The organism is Caulobacter sp. P1_B12_2 (assembly GCF_056406675.1).
This window is the reverse complement of record NZ_JBFTZS010000604.1, coordinates 1-2,194: the sequence shown is the minus strand read 5'-3', so window position 1 is coordinate 2,194 and position 2,194 is coordinate 1. Positions and strand designations below refer to the sequence as shown.

General features: G+C 67.2%; 2 protein-coding genes. Both read right to left on the bottom strand.

Annotated features, from left to right (window positions below):
* Nucleotides 1-1,365 (bottom strand): glycoside hydrolase family 2 TIM barrel-domain containing protein (locus tag AC1DZ6_RS23905; protein WP_477099596.1); only part of this gene is annotated, 1,365 nt, incomplete at its 3' end.
* Nucleotides 1,366-1,491: 126 nt separating this feature from the next.
* A partial coding sequence (locus AC1DZ6_RS23900; protein ID WP_477099595.1) for a TonB-dependent receptor domain-containing protein occupies nt 1,492-2,194 on the bottom strand: 703 nt, incomplete at its 5' end.

The following is a 2,194-nucleotide window of genomic DNA, read 5'->3' as shown; positions in this document are numbered from 1 at the left end:
GGCCAACGACCACATGATCACGCAGGGGTGGTTCTTGTCGCGGCGGACCAGGTCGATGATGTCCTGCCGCAGCTGCTTGGAGCGCGCCGCCTGGATCTCGGGCGGGTCGGCGAACACCAGGCTGACGGCCGGGGTTTCGTCGATCACCAGCAGGCCGTGCTCGTCGGCCAGCATCATCGCTTCCTCGCTGTAGGGGTAGTGCGAGGTGCGGAAGCTGTTGCCGCCGATCCACTTCAGCAGCTCGAAGTCGCGGATGATCGAGGGCACGTCCAGGCCGCGGCCGTGGATCGGGAAGTCCTCGTGCTTGCCGAAACCGCGCAGGAAGACCGGCTTGCCGTTCAGCAGCAGCTTGTCGCCCTTGGCCTCGATGGTGCGCACGCCGATCTTGAAGGCGTATTCGTCAGGCGTCGCGCCGTTCTCGAGGCGGATGGTCAGGGTGTAGAGGTGCGGATCCTCCGGGCTCCAGGGCCGAACGCCCTTCAGCGCCACGACCGTCGAACCCTTGCCGCCGGTCAGGACCGCCGAGCCCTTTTGTTCGCCCTTGTCGTCCGAGATCGTCAGGCTGGCCTTGCCCGACCACGGCGCGCTGGCCTCCAGGTCGATCGACACCTTGCCGTCCAGGCTGGTCTTCACCGTGACGTCCTTCAGGTGGACGTCGGGGGTGGTGAACAGCAGCACGGGGCGATGGATGCCGGCATAGGGGAAGAAGTCGTAGGCGGTCTGCGGGAAGTGGACGGTGTGCATGTGCCAGCGGGCGCCGTCGGGCTTGGACGGCACGCGATCCAGCTGGATCTTGTTCTCGACCAGCACGGTCAGGACATTCTCGCCGTCCAGCGAGACCGCGTCGGTAATGTCGAAGGCGAACGGCAGGTGGCCGCCGACGTGGCCGCCCAGGAGCTTGCCGTTCAACCACACCTTGGCGGTGTAGTTCACCGAGCCGAAGCGCRGGTGGATGCGCTGGCCGGCCCAGCCCTTGTCGATGCGGAAGTCGGTCTCGTACCAGGCCGAGCCGACATAGTTGCGCACGTCGTCGAAGATGTCGTTCCAGCTGGCCGGGACCGGGATCAGGCGGAAGTCCTTGAGCCCCTTCTGCCAGCCCTCGGCCTCGCCGATGTCCTTGGGATCGGCGCGGAAGCGCCAGGTGGCGGCCAGACTCTTGGTCGAGCGCGTGGCGCTCTCGTGCGGATAGAGGATGCTGGGCGCGCCCGTGGCGGGGCCTGGCTTGGCGGCCCGGGCCTGGGCTTGGGCTTGGCTCACGCCGGCCGCGACGCCGGCCAGGGCCACGCCGCCCGCGACGCCGACCGCCCCCCTGCGGGTGACCAGGCCGCGCCGGGTTTCACCGTCATTCCGCGAATTGTCCGACATCCGTACGCCCTCGCCTGCTGGTTACGTCTTTTGAGCACAGCCTAACGGCGAATCCCGCCGCCGGGCTTGGAAAGAAAAAGCGGCGGGCTCCGGAGAGCCCGCCGTTCAGGGGCCTGGGAGGACGCCCTAGTAGGAGACCGACAGGCGCACGCCCGCATAGCGGTGGAAGTCACGCGCCGGCTGCAGCTCGGTGACCGTCTGGCTGCCGAAGTTGCCGTACTGGTTGGCGCCGTTCACGCCGTAGCTCTTGTCGAACACGTTGTTGACGAAGGCCACGACCTGGTAGCCGCCGCCCGGCTTGCGGAAGCCGCCCGAGACGTTGACTGTGCCGAAGGCCTTCTGGACGGTGCCGGGGTCGGTGTTCAGCGAGAAGTTGACCTTGGTTTGATAGGCATAGGCCGCCGAGAACAGCATCTCGTAGTCGCCGATGGGCTGGGTGAAGTCGAGACCCGCGTTCAGCTTCCACTTGGGTGCGTTGGGCAGGGTCGCGCCGGCCAGGTTCTGGGACGCGGGTGAGCCCGCCACGCAGCCCTGGGCCGCCGTCTGGCCGGGCCAACAGGCCGCCTTCGGGAACGAGGTGATCTTGGCGTCGACATAGGCCGCCGAGGCGTTGAACCGCAGTTCCCGCGTGACGATCGCCGTGGCCTCGACCTCGACGCCCTTGGTCAGCACCTTGCCGACATTGGTCAGGCGGAAGTTCTGCGTCCCGCCGATCGTGTCGATGCCCTGGGCTTGGTAGTCGTCGTACTTCACGTGGAAGATCGTGCCGTTCAGCATCACCCGGTGGTCGAGCAGCTGGCTCTTGATCCCCGCCTCGAACGACTTGGAC